The sequence below is a fragment of the Niastella sp. genome, assembly GCF_045805085.1.
Lineage (GTDB): Bacteria > Bacteroidota > Bacteroidia > Chitinophagales > Chitinophagaceae > Niastella.
In genome coordinates, this window is the sequence record NZ_JBJMLX010000419.1 from 1 (window position 1) to 19,166 (window position 19,166).

The window sequence follows — 19,166 nt, forward strand, 5'->3', positions numbered from 1 at the left end:
ACCCATTACCTGTACAATGTACTGCTGATTACCATACCGCACTACCGCATCTTCGGGCACCGTAAGTGAAGGAACGTTTTCAAGATGAATGGCGCCATTCAGGAACATACCTGGTAACAAATTATTGGGTCTTGTTTTAAAATGGCAATGAATAATGCCGCTGCGGTTAACATCTACATTACGGGTAACCAGTATCACTTCACAATCGTATTCATTACCCGGCTCATCAACAAACGATACCTTCACCAGCTGCCCTACTTTTATCTTTGGCATATCCTTTTCAAAAACCGTAAGGGCCGCATGGATATCATCAGGGTTGATCAGCTCAAACAACACATCGGTAGCATTTACAAACTTGCCGATATTGACATTCACCTTCGATACAAAACCATTGATGGGTGAATACATGGGAACACTTCGCGAGATGTTGTTTTCATTTAACGAACCCGGATTGAGATTGACCAGCCTCAGCTTTTCTGCCAGTGCTTTTACCAGTACTTTCTGTGCCGAGAAATCGGCCTGTGCCTGTTGAAAGGTTTTGGCGGCGCTTACCTGTTGTTCGCTCAATTCTTTTTGCCGGTCATACTCCTGCTGCAAAAATTGTAAGCGGGCCTGGGCCATCAGGTAATCCTGTTGTAATTGAACAAGGCCCTGGTCTTCGATAACCCCAATTATCTGCCCTTTATTCACATGCATACCAGGTAACAGCGTGGTATGTTTAAGATAACCACCCATGGGGAAACTTACCGATACAATATTCTGCGGTGGTACATCCACCAGTCCGTTTACTTTTAATACATCGTTCATGTTTTGTGTTTGCACGGCGCCAATTTCAATTCCGGCATTTTTTATTTGCGCATTGGTGAGGGTCACCGCATTGGCATCCACTTCTTTTTTGGCTTCTTCCGGTTTATCAGCGGATGCGCAGGATGCGCACAATAAAACAGCTATATATAAAAACAGGTTCTTCATGTAGTGATCATTTTCCGGTTAAATATTCCAATTCAATTATCGTGTTGTTCAGGGCATGGATCGCTTGCAGGTAACCCAATTCTATGTTAACAGCATTATTCATTTGCAAGGTCCACTCTATATAGCTCACATCACCTTTTTCAAAACCCAGGCGGGCATTACGGGTTATCAGGGCAGCCTGTTGTAACCCGCTTGTTTCATAATACTGCACCTGTCCGCTATATTTTTTATACGCTTCATTCAATTGCTGCCATTGGTTGGTGAGGTACTGACTGGTAGCGTCCACTTCCATGCGGGTTGTTGCTTCCTGCAACTGACCGGCCTTTATACGCGCCTTCACTGCTTTGTTAAAGATGGGCAGGGCAACACTCAGCTGGTAAATATTAAAGCGGTCACCACCACCATAATATTGCTGGGTAACGCCATCCTTTGTCTGGTAACCAATTATAGACTGATTGCTATAACCCACAGTGAACTCGGGGTTCAACCTTGCTTTTTCAATGTTGGTTTGTGCGGCGTTTACTTTTACCTGCTGTTGTTGTAATTGTACAGCAGGATGTCCGGCTACAGTAAGTGTGTCTATTAATGGGTCATGTTCTTTTTTCAAGGCATGGTATTCCGGTAACAGCATATCTTTTGTATTGAGCAACCATTGCAGTTGTTGTTGTTCCATCCGCAGATCGGCTTTTACCTGTTCCTGTTGCAGCTTCAATTGCTGGATCTGGGTTTCAGCATTGCTTTTCTCCAGCATGGTGCTTTCGCCGGTCTTTAACCGCAAGGAAGCCGCATCCAGAAAACGGCTGTAGATAGAATCGAGACGCATTAATAGTTTTTGCCGCTCCAGCAGGTCGACCATATTATAAAACACGGTTTTCACAGCTTTTTGCAACTCCTGTTGTTTCAATGTCACCTGGGTATTGGCCAGCTGTTCATGAGCGCCATATAGTTCTTTTTGCCGCCGGTATACTACTGGTAATTCAAACGACTGGTTAATATAAAACCGGGTGTCCTTATTCAAACTGTTGATACCGCCATATTCCCCACCCACCTGGGTGCGTGGCAGTTCGGTAGTTGCATTTTGTAATTGTTTCCAGTAACCAACGCCCGACCGGCTAACCTTTAACGATAGATTATTGGTATTCGCCTGCTGCAGCATTTGCTCCAGCAACACGGGCCGCTCAACACCGGTTTGCGAAAATGCAGCCTGGCCTGCAAACAATGCGATGATCATTCCTACTATCTGTGGCGCTGTCTTTACCTGTTTCCGTTTCTCCACCCACATATACAATACCGGCAACACTACCAGTGTAAGAAAGGTGGCCGAGATCAGTCCACCAATAACAACGGTGGCCAGCGGCCGCTGTACTTCAGCACCGGCTCCCTGGCTCAAGGCCATGGGCAAAAAACCCAGCGAAGCTACCGATGCGGTCATTAACACCGGACGTAACCTGATGCGCGTTCCTTCCATAATAATTTGTTTTATCTCATGTATTCCCTGATGTTTCAATCGAATGAATTCGGCAATGAGTACAATGCCATTTAACACGGCCACCCCAAACAGGGCAATAAACCCAATGCCCGCAGAAATGCTGAATGGCATGGCCCGCATCCATAGCAATAGAACTCCACCAATAGCTGATAAAGGAATGGCCGAGAAAATAAGCAGCCCGTATTTGATCTTGCCAAATGCGAAATACAACATCACCAGTATGAGCAATAAAGCAACTGGCACTGCAATGGCTAATCGTTTCCGGGCCTCGGTCAGATTCTGGAACTGGCCGCCATATACAACATAGTACCCGCTTGACAGTTTTAGCTGTTGTTTTATTTTATTATTCAGTTCTTCTACCACGCTTTCCACATCGCGGCCCCGTACATTGAAGCCGGTAATGATCCTTCTTTTGGCATCTTCGCGTTGTATTTGATTGGGTCCCTCTTTTATTACTACCGTAGCCACCTGGCTCAAAGGTATCTGGGCGCCGGTTGGCGTAGGTATCAACAGGTTTTGTACATCGGTTACATCCTGCCGTTGCATATCCTCCAATCGCACCACCAGGTCAAAGCGCCGTTCTCCTTCATATACCAGGCCTGCACTTTGTCCGGCAAAAGCGGTATTCAGCACGCGGTTAAGGTCTTCGATATTCAATCCATAATGCGCCATGGCTCCTCTATTATAAGTAACCAGAATTTGCGGCATGCCGGTAACTGTTTCTACATACAGATCAGTTGCGCCTTTAACGCCACTTATTATGGAACCGACCTTACTGGCATAATGGGCCAGGGTATCGAGGTTTTCACCAAAAATTTTGCATACAACATCCTGACGGGCGCCGCTGATCAATTCATTAAACCGCATTTGCACCGGGTATTGAAAACCGAATGTGGCCCCCGGAATTTCCTGTAATGCCCCCTGCATTTTTTCTGCCAGTTCATCAAAGGAGTGAGCACTTGTCCATTCCTTTTTATCTTTTAGAATAACCATCAGGTCACTGGCATCTATCGGCATGGGATCGGTAGGTATTTCACTACTGCCATTTTTACCCACCACTTTTTGCACTTCAGGAAACCGGCTTTTTAAAATATGGGCGGCCTGTGTTAATGTGTTTACCGAGGCACTGATATTACTTCCTGTAAGCAACCTTGTTTCAATGGCAAAATCACCCTCTTCCAGTTTGGGAATAAATTCTCCGCCCAGCCGGGAGAAAACAAACAGGCTGATCACAAAGGCCGCCACACTAGCGCCAATGATCAGTTTGGGAAAACGAAGCATTCTTTCCAGGATGTTGTGATATGCCTTTTCACACCAGGCCATCATCCGGTCGCTGAATGTTTTTTTGTGCGACAACTGTTTGCTGAGGAATAAGGCCGTTATCATAGGTACGTAGGTGAATGATAAAAGAAAGGCGCCCAGCAAAGCAAAAGTTACTGTTTGCGCCATGGGCCGGAACATTTTGCCTTCAATACCCTGTAAGGAATAAATGGGCAGGTAAACCACCAGGATAATGATCTGACCAAAGATGGCGGCATTCATCATTTTTGAAGCACTGTGCTGTACTTCTTCATCCATACTGCTTTGGCTAAGCCTGTTTATAGCGGAGAAATGTTTTGAATGGCTCAGGCGATGCATGACCGCTTCTACGATTATCACCGCTCCGTCTACGATCAATCCAAAGTCAATAGCGCCCAAACTCATCAGGTTGCCACTCACGCCAAACACATTCATCAATATAATGGCGAATAACATCGATAACGGAATAACAGACGCCACTACCAACCCGGCCCGCAGGTTGCCCAGGAACACCACCAGCACAAACACCACGATCAATGCCCCTTCTATCAAATTCTTTTGAACCGTACCTATAGCATGATTCACCATTTTGGTACGGTCTATAAACGGTTCTATCACTACCCCTTCCGGTAAGGTTTGTTGTATCTGTTTTACTTTTTCCTTTACCCGTTTAATTACAGCCGATGAATTCTCGCCTTTCAGCATCATCACAATGGCGCCTGCCACTTCCCCTTTGTCGTTATAGGTCATAGCCCCGTACCGGGTGGCATTTCCCAGATTTATGGAAGCAACATCCCGCATTAATACCGGTATGCCCTCACCCATTGTTTTCACAACTATATTGCCGATGTCCTGTTCGTTTGTCAGCAATCCCTCACTGCGGATAAATAATACCGTGGGGCCCTTTTCAATATAGGCGCCACCCGTATTCTGGTTATTCTTTTCAAGGGCAGTGAATATATCATCGATGGTAAGGTTGTGCGATTTCAGCCGGGATGTATTCACCGCTATCTCGTATTGTTTCAACCGGCCGCCAAAGCTCGACACCTCAGCTACCCCGGGTGTGCCCAGCAATTGACGACGAATGATCCAATCCTGCATGGTTCGCAACTCCATGGCATCATACTTTTGCTCATAGCCTTTTTTGGCTCTTACCACATACTGGTAAATTTCACCAAGACCGGTTGTTACGGGCGCCAGTTCGGGTCTGCCCAGTTGTGCAGGTATCTGGCTTTGCACCCGTTGCATCCGTTCGGCAATTTGTTGCCGGGCCCAGTATACATCCACATTATCATTAAATACAATAGTTACTACCGACAGACCAAAACGTGAAATACTCCTGATCTCCTTAAGACCCGGGATCGTGCTGTTAACCTGCTCTATGGGAAAGGTGATCAATCGCTCCACATCGGGCGCACCCAGTGATGGTGAAGTGGTGATTACCTGAACCTGGTTATCGGTAATATCAGGAACAGCATCTATGGGTAATTTAGTTACCGCATAAGCTCCCCAGATTAAAAGGGTCAAAACAAATAAACCGATTACCAGCTTATTCTTTATAGAAAAACGAATAATTGCCTGGATCATGAAATTCTTTTAGTCGTGAAACGTGAAACGCACCGGCTCAGGCTGCTGATTTGCAGGCAGCATGCCAATACATTAACTATCACCAATACGATTCACGCAATCGTTAACCGATTGAACACGTTAGTTTCAACATTAAATAAATACTGCTATGGAATTAAGCGCAACGGGGAGGCTGAAAGATGTCTGCTATCGATAGTAAGGAGTGATTGTCTTCATCGTGCAGAATAAACTCGTTCTTTATTTCTGTAGTGCGTACCGGCCATTCAATAAAGGTCATAACCGGGCACTCGCAGCTGAGTGCTGTTGTAACGGCGCAGCAATCGGAATGCCGGAAGGGCAATTGATTGTCGCGCTGATAATCAGCGTCTCTTACATATTGATGAATGTAATGTTCCTTTAAAAAAGACAACAGTGAAACTGCAGGGTCGTGGTGACGGTGTTCAACAAAATGTTGTATTAAGACCGGTATTCGCAGAAACTGGTGCATTTCCGAGAATGACAGCATATAAATACACATAAAAAATATGGCCACGGCCTTTTTCACGGGTCAAATGTACAAAACAACCCGGCAATTAAGTATGGCTAATTATTTTTTAACCTGGGTTAACGCCAGCGTATCTTTACTATCAAGACTGTTTTATGATATTAAACCGGCCGTTTCCTTTAGATACTCCCTCGCGTCAATCGTTCCGGTATACTTTTTATGCCGCGCTTTGTGTGTTCCTGATTCTCGTATTGTTAAAGCCATTTGGTCTTGATGAATTAAAAAACCCCAAACTATTATTTCATGCTGTTTTATATGCACTGGTTACCTTCATTTGTGCCTCTGCAAACACCTTTCTACTTCCTAGGCTTTTTCCAACAATTTACCGGGAAGAAAAATGGACTGTGGGAAAAGAATGTATACATATGTGCTGGCAACTGATCCCAATTGCCATCGGCAACTGGCTGTTGACTCATTGGCTTTACAAAAGCAATTTAAGCTGGCATAATTTGTTCAATTTTTTGTGGATCACAGGGGTGGTGGGGATTTTTCCGCTATGGCTCAATATATTATTAAAACAGCAACGGTTGTTAAAAAAATACCAGGCCGGCGCCTCCCTGCTCGAGGAGCAATTGAACCAACCGGTAAGTACCCCCCGGGCAATAACACAGGTACCGGAACATATAGTATTTACCAGTGAAAACGGGAAAGAGCAATTTATACTACCACCCGGTGAGATCAGGTATATTACTGCTGCGGACAATTATGTGCGGATATATTTTATAAAAGATAAACAACCAACCACCTACCTGTTGCGGAATACCCTGCGAAAAGCAGAAGATGTATTATCGCCCTTCCCCCAATTTTTCCGGTGTCACCGCGCCTATATAGTAAACCTGAAAGTAGTACAACATGTGAGCGGCAACGCTCAGGGCTATAAACTACATCTGAAAGATGTGGAAGAACTGATTCCCGTATCACGCAATCTAAATGCCCAACTGGCCCACAAACTCCCTCTTTAGGGGCCGGGGGTATGCATTCTGCCCCACACCATAGCATTTCATCCCTTGTATTTGGAAAACGCACTGATATACAGGCATTTTTGTAACAGGCAACGGCGGTGTTGCCTGTTACATTAAAACGAACAATTTATGACCAGCCTGTTAAAAGTTATGCTCATCCTGCACATCATCAGCGGTTTCACGGCGCTTACCTGCGGCCTGTTTTCCATGCTCAATAAAAAAGGCGCCCGAAACCATCGCCTTACCGGTAAGCTCTTCTTTTATGGCATGACCGGGGTTTTTGTAACGGCCACTTTTATTTCCATAGTAAAGAATATTCCATTCCTGTTTATGGTAGGCTTTTTTAGTTATTACCTTACCTGTTCGGGATACAGAGCGCTATATCTTAAAAAATTGCATATGCAACAGCAGCCGGCTCCGCTCGATTGGATCATCAGCATCACCGGCATCATAGCGGGACTAGCCCTTGTTGCGTTCAGTTATTTCTGGTTCACCCAACGGGGAATGTGGGGAACCGTGCCCCTTTCTTTTGGTGTTTTTTGTTTTGTTAGTGGCTTAAAGGACATTCGCCGTTTTTATCAGCGGCCAGATAATAAACAACATTGGTTCTTTACCCATGGCAGTCGGATGGGTGGCGCTTTTGCCGCAACTGTTACCGCATTTATTGTGGTAAATGTTCACATCGGCACGTTGAGCTGGGTGTTATGGATCTTACCGGGTGTATTGATCGGGGTATGGACAAGCGTCATTTTATCACGTTACCGTAAACTATTCAAGGGGAAGAAAACAACCCTTACTACAACCCCGGTAGTCAACTCTTAGTTTACAAAGCTCCAGAAGATACCTACCCGTATTTGCATACCGGGGTAAGGATAACCATTGGTAGGAATGTTATTTCTTGTAAAGCCGCCTCCTGGCAGGTTAATGGTGTTAAGATTTTCGGCCCGTACATACGCATTAAAGCTTTTAATGCGGAAGTGCAGGAACGCGCTGATATCAGGGCGCTCCAACTTTACGGTATTTACATCCTGGTAAAAGTATTGTCCGAGTAATGGAGAGTATTCTGGTGCTTTATACGACGTGAAATAACGCATTTCACCGCCGAAACTGATGCGCAGGTTTTTAAACCCAAGGCTGCCATCATAACCAATTTGGTTACGAGTAGTAAACAGGGGCAGATTAACCGGTCCGTCACCCAGGCGTTGCTGTAAGGTCACCCAGGTTTTCCAGTTCCAGTTGCCACCGATCCGGAAGATCTTTTCGCCCGAGATCTGCAGCACGTTAAACAAGGTAGAAGCCTGAGCAACCTGTATGTAACCACTATAATAAGTATAATTGGTAACCAGGTAATACTTACCTGTTACCTTCAATTTCAATTTGGGTTGTTCAAACGTACCAAATAATAAGCTGGTATTTTCCTTTTTCAGATCGAGCGGTGAGGCAGCCGTGTCGAGGTAAAAAGTAGTGCCAGGATGGAACATATACGACGGCGTACGATTGGTGTTTTGAAAACCAACCTGTAAATAACCGATCTGTTTGCTTATCAATCGTCGTAAACTGATGTAGGCCATATAGTCGCCGGCATTATAACCGGCTACATAAAAATTACCATACGCTTCAATATCCCATTTCTTGTTACGGGTAAGGTTGCGGTACTCACCGTGGATAAACGTGTTAAAATTATTTTTGGAGAAAACGCTGTCTTTATGATAGATCGAATCTGTAGATTGCCCCTGCAGGGTTTGCAAAGAGGCGCCCAGTTTCAGAAATTGTTGCGCGTTCTTGGCATCGGGGAAAGTGTAAAAAGAAAAATCATTTGTCAGTTCCTTCCAGTATTCCTTGGCATAAAAAGTATCTCTGCGGTTTGCCAGTTTCAACAAATACAAACTATCGTAATAGGAACTGTCTGCATAGGTATCCTGGTAACGGTTGTGATAGGTACTGTATTCAATAGTATGCTCCAGCCGTAAACGCGGATAGAACAGCGGAACAACAGTGGTATCATTAATCACTAATGAATCTTTTTGCCCAATGTCGTACTGCTGCCGCAACAAATAGGTAGCGTTGGTGTACAACCGGCCTGTAGCGATATTGGAACTGAAAAAGTTGCGGCTGCCAGGGTTATCGGGCCCCAGCTTGGTGGGAATGTTCGACCTATCATCAAATCCACCGCCGGCACTGTCTAAAAACCCAGGTGAAGCAATACCGCCATTTTCACCGGATTGCAATTTGTTACCTACTATTATGACGAAGTTACTGTACCGTTTATTCTTCGACTGATACCAGGAAGTAAAGCGGTAATTATTATGATTGGTGTTCTGGTTCTGATAAAAACCGGGTGAGTTAATAAGCCGGTATTCAAACGCCATATTCCAGTTGGGCTTCAGGTTCTGCGTGTGCATGAGGCGGATGAGCTGCTCCGACTTGGCTCCCAACAGGTAATTCAATTCTGCATAAGGACGGGTAGTATTGTAAAATTTGGCATCTTCTACCGTTAAATTATAATCGTCGAAGGAATGAAAGCCATAATCCCAACCTGATTTCATTTGCGGTTCAAACAACAGGCTGCGGGCGGCGTTACCTAAATTACCCAAGGTAACATGGTACCAGGGTATTCCTATCTTTTTGGCAAAATCGTACAGGGTGGAGTCAAAGCCTACCATCCGGCTTGTATCGAGATAACGGAAGTGGATAGTGATCGAATCTTCCAAACCGGTACGGTGACCAATGGAATCACTGCCACCCGATCCCATGCTCATACCGCTAAACCTACCCTTTGCCTGGTTAAAAATACCACTCTGCGCTTTTGTAGTAGTTACAAAGCAGGTAAACATGAATATGGTGCCCAGGAATATATACCAGATCCTTAACAAGTATGAACGATTATTAAACAAGGCGACAAATTAATAATTAAAAAACCGTTACCGGTTATAAGAAAGTTAATTGTGCTGACTAAAGCGAAGCTGTAAGCATGCCGACGCTGTCGGCATATTATAATTCAGCTACCAGTTGTTTAAAGATAGCAGTAAGCTTTGGTTCTGCTTCTTTGGCAGCCTGTAACACTTCTTCATGTGTTATTATATTATCTTCTTCCCGTATACCTATATCAGTAATAACACTGGCAGCAAATACAGGCAGCCCCATATGCACGGCAATGATCACTTCCTGCACGGTGCTCATCCCTACGGCATCGCCACCCAGGCGGTGAATAAGTTTATATTCGGCCCTTGTTTCAAATGTTGGACCAGTAACGCCATAATAAATACCTTCCTGTACCTTAATGTTTAGGTCGGAAGCAATTTTTTTGGCTTTTTTTATGATCTCCTTGGTATAGGGTTCGCTCATATCCGGGAACCGGGGGCCCAGCTCTCCATAGTTCTTCCCCAACAAAGGATTTACGATCCCAAAACTGATGTGATCAGTGATGATCATCAGATCGCCTACTTTAAATCCAGGGTTTACCCCACCCGCCGCATTGGATAATAGTAAATGCCCGATACCCAGTTGTTTCATTACCCTGATTGGGTAGGCAACCGCATCTGGGGTATACCCTTCATAAAAGTGAAAACGGCCGGCCATTACCACTACTTTTTTACCGCTTAATTCGCCAAAGATCAGCTTGCCATGATGGCCTTCTACCGTAGAAACCGGGAAATGGGGAATTTCGTTGTATGCTATTTCTTCTTCTACTTTTATTTCCTGCGAAAAATTTCCCAACCCGCTTCCTAAAACAATACCAATCCGGGGGGTATCGGAATATCTGCTTTGTATAAAGGAAGTGGTTTCTTGTAATTGCTGAAGTAAATCGGGCATAATGATTAAATAATATTATTGGCGTGATTACTGGTTGAAAATGTGTGCAAATATAAGGAATACAGGTTACCAGTTGCCGGTCACCGGTTTCCCTGTAACTGGAGACCGGTAACCGGAACCATTGTTTTCCGGCAACGTTACCGGAAATCGTAAGCCGTTAACAGACGCCGGAGCTAACACTTAATACCTTTTTTGCTTACTTTCGCTAAAATTTTTTACGGCATGAATCTTCACGAATACCAGGCAAAGGAATTACTGAAAAAATACAATGTACCGGTGCAGGAAGGGATACCGGTTGACAGAGCCGACGCGGCCGAAGAAGCATATAAGAATTTAAAGGTTCAATTTGGCAACAACTTCGCGGTTGTTAAAGCACAAATCCATGCAGGTGGTCGCGGAAAAGGCAAAGTTCAAGGCACCGAACAACGCGGTGTGGCAGTAGGTAAAAGTGCCGAAGAAATCAAAAATATCGCTTCTAATTTATTGGGCGGTACCCTGGTTACCATTCAAACAGGCCCTGCCGGTAAAGTGGTGAACAAAGTACTGGTAGCCCAGGACGTTTATTATCCTGGTCCTAACCCGGTAAAAGAGTTCTACTTATCAATTCTGCTCGATCGTACAAAAGGCCAGAATGTGATCATGTATAGCACCGAAGGTGGTATGGACATTGAAGAAGTAGCCCACAACACTCCGGACCGGATCTACAAAGAATGGGTACACCCCGGTGGTGGTTTGCAAGCTTTCCAGGCGCGTAAAATAGCGTTCAACCTGGGACTGAAAGGCGAAGCCTTCAAAAATTGCGTAAAATTCGTTACTAATTTATACAATGCATACGTTGGTTTAGACTGCGCTATGCTGGAAATCAACCCCTTGTTCAAAACTTCCGACGAAAAGATCATCGCTGTTGACTGTAAAATGGGTCTCGATGACAACTCACTGATGCGTCATCCCGAGCTGGAAGCCCTGCGCGATATCAGCGAAGAAGATCCTACAGAAGTTGAAGCTGGTAAATACAACCTGAACTTCGTAAAACTCGATGGTAACGTAGGTTGTATGGTAAATGGCGCCGGTTTGGCCATGGCTACCATGGATATGATTAAACTGAGCGGTGGGGAGCCTGCCAACATCCTGGACGTAGGTGGTACTGCTAATGCTACTACTGTAGAAGCTGGTTTCCGCATCATTTTGAAAGACCCCAAAGTAAAAGCGATCCTCATCAACATCTTTGGTGGTATCGTTCGTTGCGACCGGGTTGCACAAGGTGTGATTGATGCGTATAAATCAATAGGCAACATCACTGTACCTATCATCGTTCGTTTACAAGGCACCAATGCCGAAGAAGCTAAAAAGCTGATCGAAGAAAGCGGTTTAAAAGTACAATCAGCCATTCTGTTAAGCGAAGCTGCTGCCCTGGTGGGTAAAGCGGTTGCTTAATTAGCTGTTTGCAATAATATATATGATAAGCCCCATTCATTGAGTGGGGCTTTTTCTTTTATTAGGGTGCCATTGTCGGTTCTCCGACCTGGTTAACTCGTCAACTTGTTAACTGGTCAACTGATCAACTATTCTTCCTTCATATACCGTTTCAACCACCCTATAACAAAACTAACCCGCTTATGGGTGTTTTGCAACAGCTGATCGTACACCAACGATTTAACCGATTCAGGCTTATCTTCCAGGGCGTATTTCGATCTGCCTTCTTTATCAATTACTTCAAAATGATCGATGGTGTAGCGGTAATGCCCGTTCAAAATTTCAATGCGCATAAGCAAACCCACCGGAACAAATGAAGGCGTTCCGATATCGTGCAGTTTGGCTTTTACCGTAATATAGCCTTTGCCGGTCAGTATTAAATTGGCCGGCCGTTCTACACTGGCTACAGTGTCCCAATGCACCAGGAAAGGTTGATTAAAGAATGATTTTGCCCGCGCTATAGTATGGGTAGTATTTTCAGCGAGTATTTCGCCATAATATTGAAACTGACCTGCCGTAGTACGCGGAATTTGGGCTACCGCATCAGATACCAGCAGTATGAATAAACATATAGTAACTACAGGCCGCATAATTCTTATACAAGTTAGCATATTGTATGGATTGATTAAAGCCATTCAACACAATTGTGTTTGGGATAAATTGGCTTAATGGCAACCATAGTTCTGCCTGGCAGAGATCAAAGAAAAGAGCAGACCCTCTATAAAAACAATGTCCCCGCAACGGAAGCGGGGACAATTTTTTGCGAGACGGTTTTCTGTTCTCACAGGATTGGATCAGTTTTCAAGAGGACTCTCGGATTTTTTTGGTTTTTTCAAAGGGACAATGGACTTGGTTTTTCGGACTTTGGACTTTGGATGGTTTAACACAGGAATACGGTTTGGTTTTTCGGACTTCGGACTTTGGACTTTAAACGGTTTTTCTATTGGACGTTGGACTACTTAAACTCTTTGACTATGTAAAGATCGATATATAATTTGCTTTTTCTATCTTTCAACTCCTCTTATTCACTCAACTGCTTGGTTAACTTATCTGCATCTAGGAATATACCCTTACCTCTTATGCGCACTTAAAAAAAAAGTATCACTAACGGTTACGGGCATAAAAAAACCCACCCTTAACCAGGCGGGAAATATTGTTTGTTCATTACAATAAACCTCAGCGTTGCTGGTTTTCACAGATACAGGATTGTTATATGTTTTTCTTTTTTCGGTTTGCATTGGACGTTGGATATGCAAATGTAGCGAAATCGTTTACATTCTACAATTGCTAGGTAAATATGTAACTATTTCTTCAAATTCGGAAGTGTTTGATAAGATAAACTTAACATTATCTGCGATTATTTTATAATCATATAGGTTGAAACCTTTATGCCTCGTATATTCACAATACACCCATCTCGTACATTTACTAGCTATTATAATTCATTCATTTACCGTTTCAATTTAATACTGGTATCCATTCTATTATTCTTAAGAAACCACAGGTATTGTTGTTATTACAATTGTAGCCTGCAACCGATAAGTGTTTTCAATAACTGCCCTCAATAACTTCTTATCCTGGAACTGGTGTTGTTACGATCAACACACCGTATTTTCTGTATTTGTAAAATTTAGTAGAACTCAAATGTGGATAACCTGCATTTGGCATAGTATTTTGTCCATATAATATAAGTAACCAAATCAATAACCTGATTAATCTGTAGCAAATGAAAAATCCCATTCGACTCTTCTTCGGATTCATCTTTGTAGCCTATGTTATCATCTATAGTTTAATGGCGTTGCTGGCATAGTTTTCTTCCTCGTTACAAAGCTCACTTCCCACCCCATATATTGTATATCCTTTACGCGTAGATACTTACCCGTTGATCATTCCCATTGGTAGTAGTGCTGTTTGTTCCGATAGCCATCGGGATTCGGGATGCGTCTTGTGACATTTATCTTGCTATCTTCGTTTCATGTCACCAGTTACCATCAGAACCATTCAACCTGCCGATAATCCGGCACTGGCCATCATTATCAGAAATGCGTTAGCTGAATTTGGGGCCAACAAACCTGGCACTGTTTATTACGATGCTACTACTGATGCGTTGTATGAGTTGTTCCGTGAACGGGGTAGTATTTATTATGTAGCCGAGTTAGCTGGTGAGCTTATTGGTGGCGCAGGCATTTACCCTTCGCCCGGTTTACCTGATGGTACCTGTGAACTGGTGAAAATGTACCTCTCCCCTGCCGCCCGGGGAAAAGGCATTGGTAAAATGCTGATCGATAAAGCCCTTCAATTTGCTACGGAGGCTGGCTACCGCAACGTATATATTGAAACCATGCCTGAACTCAGAAAGGCGATGTCGGTCTATGAAAAATTCGGCTTCAGGTATTTAGATGCGCCTATGGGTAATACTGGCCACTTCGGTTGTGAGATCTGGATGCTAAAAGAGTTGTAAGTTCAAAGTTCAAAGAACCCCGGCTCAATTTATCAAAGCTCATAAACTAAATAACTCAAGAACTTAATAAACTAATAACTTAAACTTTGAACCAAAACATTACCTTCTCAACTCGTTAACTGGTCAACTGGTTAACTGGTCAACTGATCAATCAACACGCCTTCACTTCATATATTGGACTAAACAAATAAAGCTTTCCGGTATTGACCTCGATACACTGAAAGCGCTTGCGTAATTTCTTTCCTTTTTTAAAAATGCGGCCCTCGCCAATGTCGAACAGCTGGCCTTCGGGTAATTGTTCTACCATCACCATCCCATTATCCCGGTCAAACTTTTTCAACACCCGCATCAGCCCCTCATCGGCACAGCTGCTGGCCGGCAGGTCGTGCATCGACTGCTTAAGCGTTTGTTCAATCAGTGGCGGAAAGATCTCCTTACCCAGAAAATCTTTCAACAACAGGGCGTAACAGTCCTTCCATTCCCGCCCATGCGGCGAAACCCTGTGTTTGAATTGAATAAAGGTAACCAGGTGAGCCAGTTCATGCACCAGCGTTATCAGGAAAGCGTAGGGATTTAAATTGCCGTTTACGCTAATGCGGTGATTCTTTTCGGAAGTGGCGTGGCGGTAATCGCCCAGGATTGATTTTCGTTCGCGCGTAATAGTTAAGTGTACTTTATATTGATGCAGGTATTCAAGCACCCGTGGTACGGCTGCGGAAGGTATAAACTGACTGAGGTATTCTAAAGGCGCCTGTTGCTTAGACATTCTTTTTTTGCTTGCTCAGTTTCATCAGTATAACCACTTCAAAGATGGTATACAGTAGGTACAGGAACATACATCCGAAAATACCTGCTTTATTAACACCCTTGCCGGCTATGCTAATATAAATAAACACCGTGATTAAACAGATCATCATTTTCGAGAACACGCCCCCATATACCGCACGCACAATAGCCAATGGTTTTTGGGAACCCATCGACCGCGAAAACAAATAAAATGATACTGCTGTTGCTGCAAATAATACCACGTTACCAATGATCAGTACATCCGTATTCACATCCCACCGGGCAAGCCGGGCCCGGCTGGTTATAAACCATGCAGTAGTAATAATGAACAACAGTAAAAGCGGACGAAAAGATCTGGAAACCGAATTATTTGACATCGTGTAAAAAATGGAGGGCAAAGGTAAGTTGAAAAGTTGACAGTGCCTGCTGCACCGCCTGACATGCTTTACCGGCAAGCCTCGTCAGTTTAGCTGGGGAAAAAAGAAAGTCCTCCGAGGCATCGGAGGACTGTAATAATTTTATGGGGGGCACCAGGTTATTGATTTCCAGACTAAACCAACCTACATTCCGGGAATGACATACCTTTTCCGGTAACAATCAGGTTATCGAATAGGTGCGTTCAACAGGTACATAGGGGGCGTAACCGGGTCAGTTGTATCAGGCTTTCTGAAGTTCTTTTGCTGCTTCTTTTTCTTTTCTGGAAGCTGCTACTTCATTTACCTGACCATTAATGGCTGTTGTCATGTGACACTGGCCATTGAAATTGGCGCTGGGTTCTATTTGCAGTTTGCCTGCATATAAATTCCCGTTCACATTGCTACCGCCTTTTAACTGCAATAACTCTTTTACTTTAATGGTGCCGGCTACTTTGCCCATGATGTCGGCCGTTTGTCCGGAAATATCGCCTTCAACAGAACCATTGGAGCCAATTACTACTTTGGCCTGGCATTGAATGTTGCCTTGCAGGCTTCCATCTATACGAATATCGCCGTTGCTGGAGATATCGCCTTTTAATGTAGTGCCCGCTGCAATAATAGTGGCGGCTCCTGTTCCAGGCGCAGATACTTCGCTGGAGGTTTCGGATTTGGATTTTTGATTGAACATACGGAAATGGTTGGTTTATTCGTCAATATTCTCTGTTGGAGGAATAGACAACGTAGTCGTGTCTAACTTAACGCTGATATTCCCCTGTAAAACACTTTTTACATTATCAAGATACTTATCCTTGTTCGACATTGCCTGCTCAAGGGAATCGGTCTTCACCTTCAGCTCACGCAACTCACGCATGGTGTTTACATCGCCATATCCAGGTATATACATCCGCAACGGAGTGAACACTATAAGTGCCACTGTTAACCCGGTCAGTAACACAAAAATGGTGCTAAGTGTGATGTAAACACTCAGTCTGGATAATTTAAACGTCACAACCTCTTCGTAAGTATCATCGTTCATCACTACCAGTCGGTACCGGTTCTGCAAGCGCTTCAGGGTAGATTGGGCATCGAATTTAGCCATAGAGAGAGTTTCAAAACGCTAAAGGTAATAAGTTATTTTAATTCATCGTCATGAGTAGAAAAATTAACGTACTTACAAAATATTTTTCTTGAAAATCAGTTTATAAGAATTTAGTTTGTGGTAGAAATTCTAAAGGACTTGACGAGGACAATTGCATTAATCATTATTTTAATCTTTTCGCTGCCGAAATTATACGCGCAGCCGACGCTTTCTTTTGACCTGAAGAAGCCCCAAAAGTTCGAAAACCGCAAGTTAGCCTCCGAAAAAACCGAAACCACCAAATTCCACGCCGTTCGCCGCTTTACCCAAAACGGTACTACCAAGTTCAATTTTCATTTTAACGCATACAAAAAACTGACAGATGTGATCGCCCGAGGCAAATCACAGCATAAAGACGATTACTCCCGCCTGCTTTCCTTTTATAATTACGACCTGAGCACAACTGCAAAGGACAAAACAGAGCTCGATTCAGTTATTTATAAAGCTAATGCCGGCATTCTGTTGCATGACCTGCGTAACAGCTGGGTCGATAATTTGTACATGCTGATGGGCGAAGCCTATTATTTCAAGAATGTGCTCGACTCGGCTTACTACACATTTCAATATATTAACTACGCGTTTTCACCTAAGGAAAAAGACGGGTACGATAAACCCATTGGCTCCAATGCCAATGCCGATGAAGGTGGCAACATATTCTCCATTTCAACCAAAGAAAGTACCAGCCTGCTTAAAAAAGCATGGGCCCGGCCACCCAGCCGTAATGAATCGTTCATTTGGCAGATACGCACCTTCCTGGCAAAAGATGAAACGCCGGAAGCAGCCAGTTTAATTGAAACCCTGAAACATGACCCCGCATTTCCGGAACGGTTAAAAACCGATCTGCATGAAATGCAGGCCTGGTGGTTCTATAAACAACAGGTATATGACAGCGCCGCCATTTACCTTGAGCAGGCGCTCGACAATGCAGAAAGCCGCGAAGAAAAAGCCCGCTGGGAATACCTGATCGGTCAGCTGTACGACAAAGCCAATAAGCCTGAAGAAGGCGCCAAATGGTATGAAAAAACGGTTGGTACTACCCTTAACCCCGTGCTGGAAATATATGCGCGCCTGAACACCATCCGCGACCATAAAGGCGACGATAAAATATTACAGGAAAATATTAAAGAACTGGAAAGAATGGCGCGGAAGGACCGTTACCTGGTTTACCGCGATATTATATATTACGCTGCGGCTGAAATGGAACTGGAGCGGAACAATATCCCCGGCGCCAGAGCGCTGTTGTTAAAAGCGACCAGCTATCCCGGTAATGACCCGGCCATGCGCTCAAAAGTGTTTTTACTGCTGGGCGATCTGTGCTTTAAAGAAAAGAACTATCCCGACGCCAAACGGTTTTACGATAGCATTACCAACTTAAGTCCCGGTCTTGTTGATCCCAAAGCATTTGCTAAGCTGAAAGGAACGCTGGGCAAGATCGTTGGCTATCAAAATACTATTCACCGGGAAGACAGCCTGCAACAACTGGCTGCCATGCCCGAAGATCAGTTGACTGCCTATTTGAAGAAACTGGCTAAACAGTTGCGCAAAAAACGGGGCGGAAGGGATGATGATTCCGAAGTCTCCGGCGGTCCATTATCGTTCAATGATAATAATGGCCCCAGCGACATGTTTAACAGTAGTAGCCAAAAAGGCGACTGGTATTTCTATAATCCTACCCTGAAAGGCAAGGGTTATACGGAGTTTAAAGCACAATGGGGCAACAGACCGAATGTTGACAACTGGCAACGGATGGCCGCCATTAAACAGGCTACCCCCACAACAGTGATCAGCGATGATGCTGCTGCAGGCGGCGCCAATGCAGCCGTGGCGGCAGGCCCAATCACGTATGAAGATTTATTAAAAACGGTGCCGCTTACCCCCACCCAGCTCGCCGCGTCGAACGACTCAGTAGAAAAAGCCCAGTTCTCATTGGGTAAAATATATCTCGAGGGGTTGGAAGATTACCGGTCTACTATCGATACCCTGGAAGCATTCCTAACCCGTTTCCCCAATAGCAAGAACCGGCCAGAAGCCCTGTTCCTGCTGGCTTATTGCTACTCCAAAACAGGAGATATGGCCAAAGCCACCGCAGTGCAAAATGAGCTGAAACAAAAATATTCGGGTACTAACTTCGAAAAGATCGTTTCAAGTCCCAACGGCGTTACACCCGATAGTTTGGCCAAACAGGAAATGACCCGCCGGTACGATAATATTTACAACCTGTTTATC

15 protein-coding genes are annotated in these 19,166 nt (G+C 44.2%); 5 read left to right on the forward strand and 10 right to left on the reverse strand.

Features of this window, described 5'->3' with window-relative positions; genetic code table 11:
- The 3 genes from ACJ751_RS21755 to ACJ751_RS21765 form a co-directional block, all read right to left on the reverse strand.
- The coding region (locus ACJ751_RS21755) for an efflux RND transporter periplasmic adaptor subunit (protein WP_407747631.1) at window positions 1–972 on the reverse strand (972 nt) is incomplete at its 3' end.
- Between the two features lie 7 nt (window positions 973–979).
- Entirely contained in the window at window positions 980–5,347 is a 4,368-nt protein-coding gene (locus tag ACJ751_RS21760; protein ID WP_407747632.1) for a CusA/CzcA family heavy metal efflux RND transporter, read from the reverse strand.
- 154 nt (window positions 5,348–5,501) lie between these two features.
- Entirely contained in the window at window positions 5,502–5,891 is a 390-nt protein-coding gene (locus ACJ751_RS21765; RefSeq protein WP_407747633.1) for a hypothetical protein, read from the reverse strand.
- A 95-nt stretch (window positions 5,892–5,986) separates the two neighbouring features.
- Between ACJ751_RS21765 and ACJ751_RS21770 the strand changes: the two genes are divergently transcribed.
- Window positions 5,987–6,853 (forward strand): LytR/AlgR family response regulator transcription factor, encoded by an 867-nt coding sequence (locus tag ACJ751_RS21770; protein WP_407747634.1) that lies wholly within the window; start codon window positions 5,987–5,989, stop codon window positions 6,851–6,853.
- 129 nt (window positions 6,854–6,982) lie between these two features.
- The gene (locus tag ACJ751_RS21775; RefSeq protein WP_407747635.1) at window positions 6,983–7,675 is read left to right on the forward strand and encodes a hypothetical protein; all 693 of its coding nucleotides are present in this window, start codon (window positions 6,983–6,985) and stop codon (window positions 7,673–7,675) included.
- Here the strand turns inward: ACJ751_RS21775 and ACJ751_RS21780 are convergent.
- On the reverse strand, window positions 7,672–9,726 hold the full coding sequence (locus tag ACJ751_RS21780) for a putative porin (protein WP_407747636.1): 2,055 nt from the start codon (window positions 9,724–9,726) through the stop codon (window positions 7,672–7,674). The two genes, ACJ751_RS21775 and ACJ751_RS21780, sit on opposite strands and share 4 nt — an antisense overlap.
- Window positions 9,727–9,844: 118 nt before the next feature.
- The gene (locus ACJ751_RS21785; protein ID WP_407747637.1) at window positions 9,845–10,666 is read right to left on the reverse strand and encodes a purine-nucleoside phosphorylase; all 822 of its coding nucleotides are present in this window, start codon (window positions 10,664–10,666) and stop codon (window positions 9,845–9,847) included.
- A gap of 222 nt (window positions 10,667–10,888) precedes the next feature.
- Here ACJ751_RS21785 and sucC point away from each other — a divergent pair, with 222 nt between their 5' ends.
- A complete protein-coding gene (gene sucC, locus ACJ751_RS21790) occupies window positions 10,889–12,100 on the forward strand; it encodes an ADP-forming succinate--CoA ligase subunit beta (RefSeq protein WP_407747638.1) in 1,212 nt (403 codons plus the stop codon).
- Between the two features lie 128 nt (window positions 12,101–12,228).
- Here the strand turns inward: sucC and ACJ751_RS21795 are convergent, their stop codons facing one another.
- Window positions 12,229–12,729 (reverse strand): hypothetical protein, encoded by a 501-nt coding sequence (locus ACJ751_RS21795; RefSeq protein WP_407747639.1) that lies wholly within the window; start codon window positions 12,727–12,729, stop codon window positions 12,229–12,231.
- A gap of 1,385 nt (window positions 12,730–14,114) precedes the next feature.
- On the opposite strand from ACJ751_RS21795, the gene ACJ751_RS21800 reads away from it, so the two are divergent.
- Window positions 14,115–14,600: a GNAT family N-acetyltransferase gene (locus tag ACJ751_RS21800; protein WP_407747640.1), complete on the forward strand. Its 486-nt coding sequence runs from the start codon at window positions 14,115–14,117 to the stop codon at window positions 14,598–14,600.
- A 151-nt stretch (window positions 14,601–14,751) separates the two neighbouring features.
- On the opposite strand, the gene ACJ751_RS21805 is transcribed toward ACJ751_RS21800, so the two are convergent.
- The 4 genes from ACJ751_RS21805 to ACJ751_RS21820 form a co-directional block, all read right to left on the reverse strand.
- A complete protein-coding gene (locus tag ACJ751_RS21805; RefSeq protein ID WP_407747641.1) occupies window positions 14,752–15,366 on the reverse strand; it encodes a SprT-like domain-containing protein in 615 nt (204 codons plus the stop codon).
- On the reverse strand, window positions 15,359–15,763 hold the full coding sequence (locus ACJ751_RS21810; RefSeq protein WP_407747642.1) for a hypothetical protein: 405 nt from the start codon (window positions 15,761–15,763) through the stop codon (window positions 15,359–15,361). The genes ACJ751_RS21805 and ACJ751_RS21810 overlap by 8 nt, the downstream gene beginning before the upstream one ends.
- Before the next feature lie 280 nt (window positions 15,764–16,043).
- Entirely contained in the window at window positions 16,044–16,490 is a 447-nt protein-coding gene (locus ACJ751_RS21815) for a polymer-forming cytoskeletal protein (RefSeq protein ID WP_407747643.1), read from the reverse strand.
- 15 nt (window positions 16,491–16,505) lie between these two features.
- Window positions 16,506–16,901 carry a hypothetical protein gene (locus tag ACJ751_RS21820; RefSeq protein ID WP_014216685.1) on the reverse strand — a complete coding sequence of 132 codons (396 nt, stop codon included), beginning with the start codon at window positions 16,899–16,901 and terminating at the stop codon, window positions 16,506–16,508.
- A 138-nt stretch (window positions 16,902–17,039) separates the two neighbouring features.
- Between ACJ751_RS21820 and ACJ751_RS21825 the strand changes: the two genes are divergently transcribed.
- Window positions 17,040–19,166, forward strand: a 2,127-nt coding sequence (locus ACJ751_RS21825) for a tetratricopeptide repeat protein (RefSeq protein WP_407747644.1), incomplete at its 3' end; no start/stop codon positions are given.

What these genes read in the sequence shown, in the direction of transcription:
- ACJ751_RS21760 (WP_407747632.1), bottom strand. Translation starts at nt 5,347, where the DNA reads ATGATCCAGGCAATTATTCGTTTTTCTATAAAGAATAAGCTGGTAATC.
- ACJ751_RS21770 (WP_407747634.1), top strand. Translation starts at nt 5,987, where the DNA reads ATGATATTAAACCGGCCGTTTCCTTTAGATACTCCCTCGCGTCAATCG.
- ACJ751_RS21775 (WP_407747635.1), top strand. Translation starts at nt 6,983, where the DNA reads ATGACCAGCCTGTTAAAAGTTATGCTCATCCTGCACATCATCAGCGGT.
- ACJ751_RS21785 (WP_407747637.1), bottom strand. Translation starts at nt 10,666, where the DNA reads ATGCCCGATTTACTTCAGCAATTACAAGAAACCACTTCCTTTATACAA.
- sucC (WP_407747638.1), top strand. Translation starts at nt 10,889, where the DNA reads ATGAATCTTCACGAATACCAGGCAAAGGAATTACTGAAAAAATACAAT.
- ACJ751_RS21795 (WP_407747639.1), bottom strand. Translation starts at nt 12,729, where the DNA reads ATGCGGCCTGTAGTTACTATATGTTTATTCATACTGCTGGTATCTGAT.
- ACJ751_RS21800 (WP_407747640.1), top strand. Translation starts at nt 14,115, where the DNA reads ATGTCACCAGTTACCATCAGAACCATTCAACCTGCCGATAATCCGGCA.
- ACJ751_RS21805 (WP_407747641.1), bottom strand. Translation starts at nt 15,366, where the DNA reads ATGTCTAAGCAACAGGCGCCTTTAGAATACCTCAGTCAGTTTATACCT.
- ACJ751_RS21810 (WP_407747642.1), bottom strand. Translation starts at nt 15,763, where the DNA reads ATGTCAAATAATTCGGTTTCCAGATCTTTTCGTCCGCTTTTACTGTTG.
- ACJ751_RS21815 (WP_407747643.1), bottom strand. Translation starts at nt 16,490, where the DNA reads ATGTTCAATCAAAAATCCAAATCCGAAACCTCCAGCGAAGTATCTGCG.
- ACJ751_RS21820 (WP_014216685.1), bottom strand. Translation starts at nt 16,901, where the DNA reads ATGGCTAAATTCGATGCCCAATCTACCCTGAAGCGCTTGCAGAACCGG.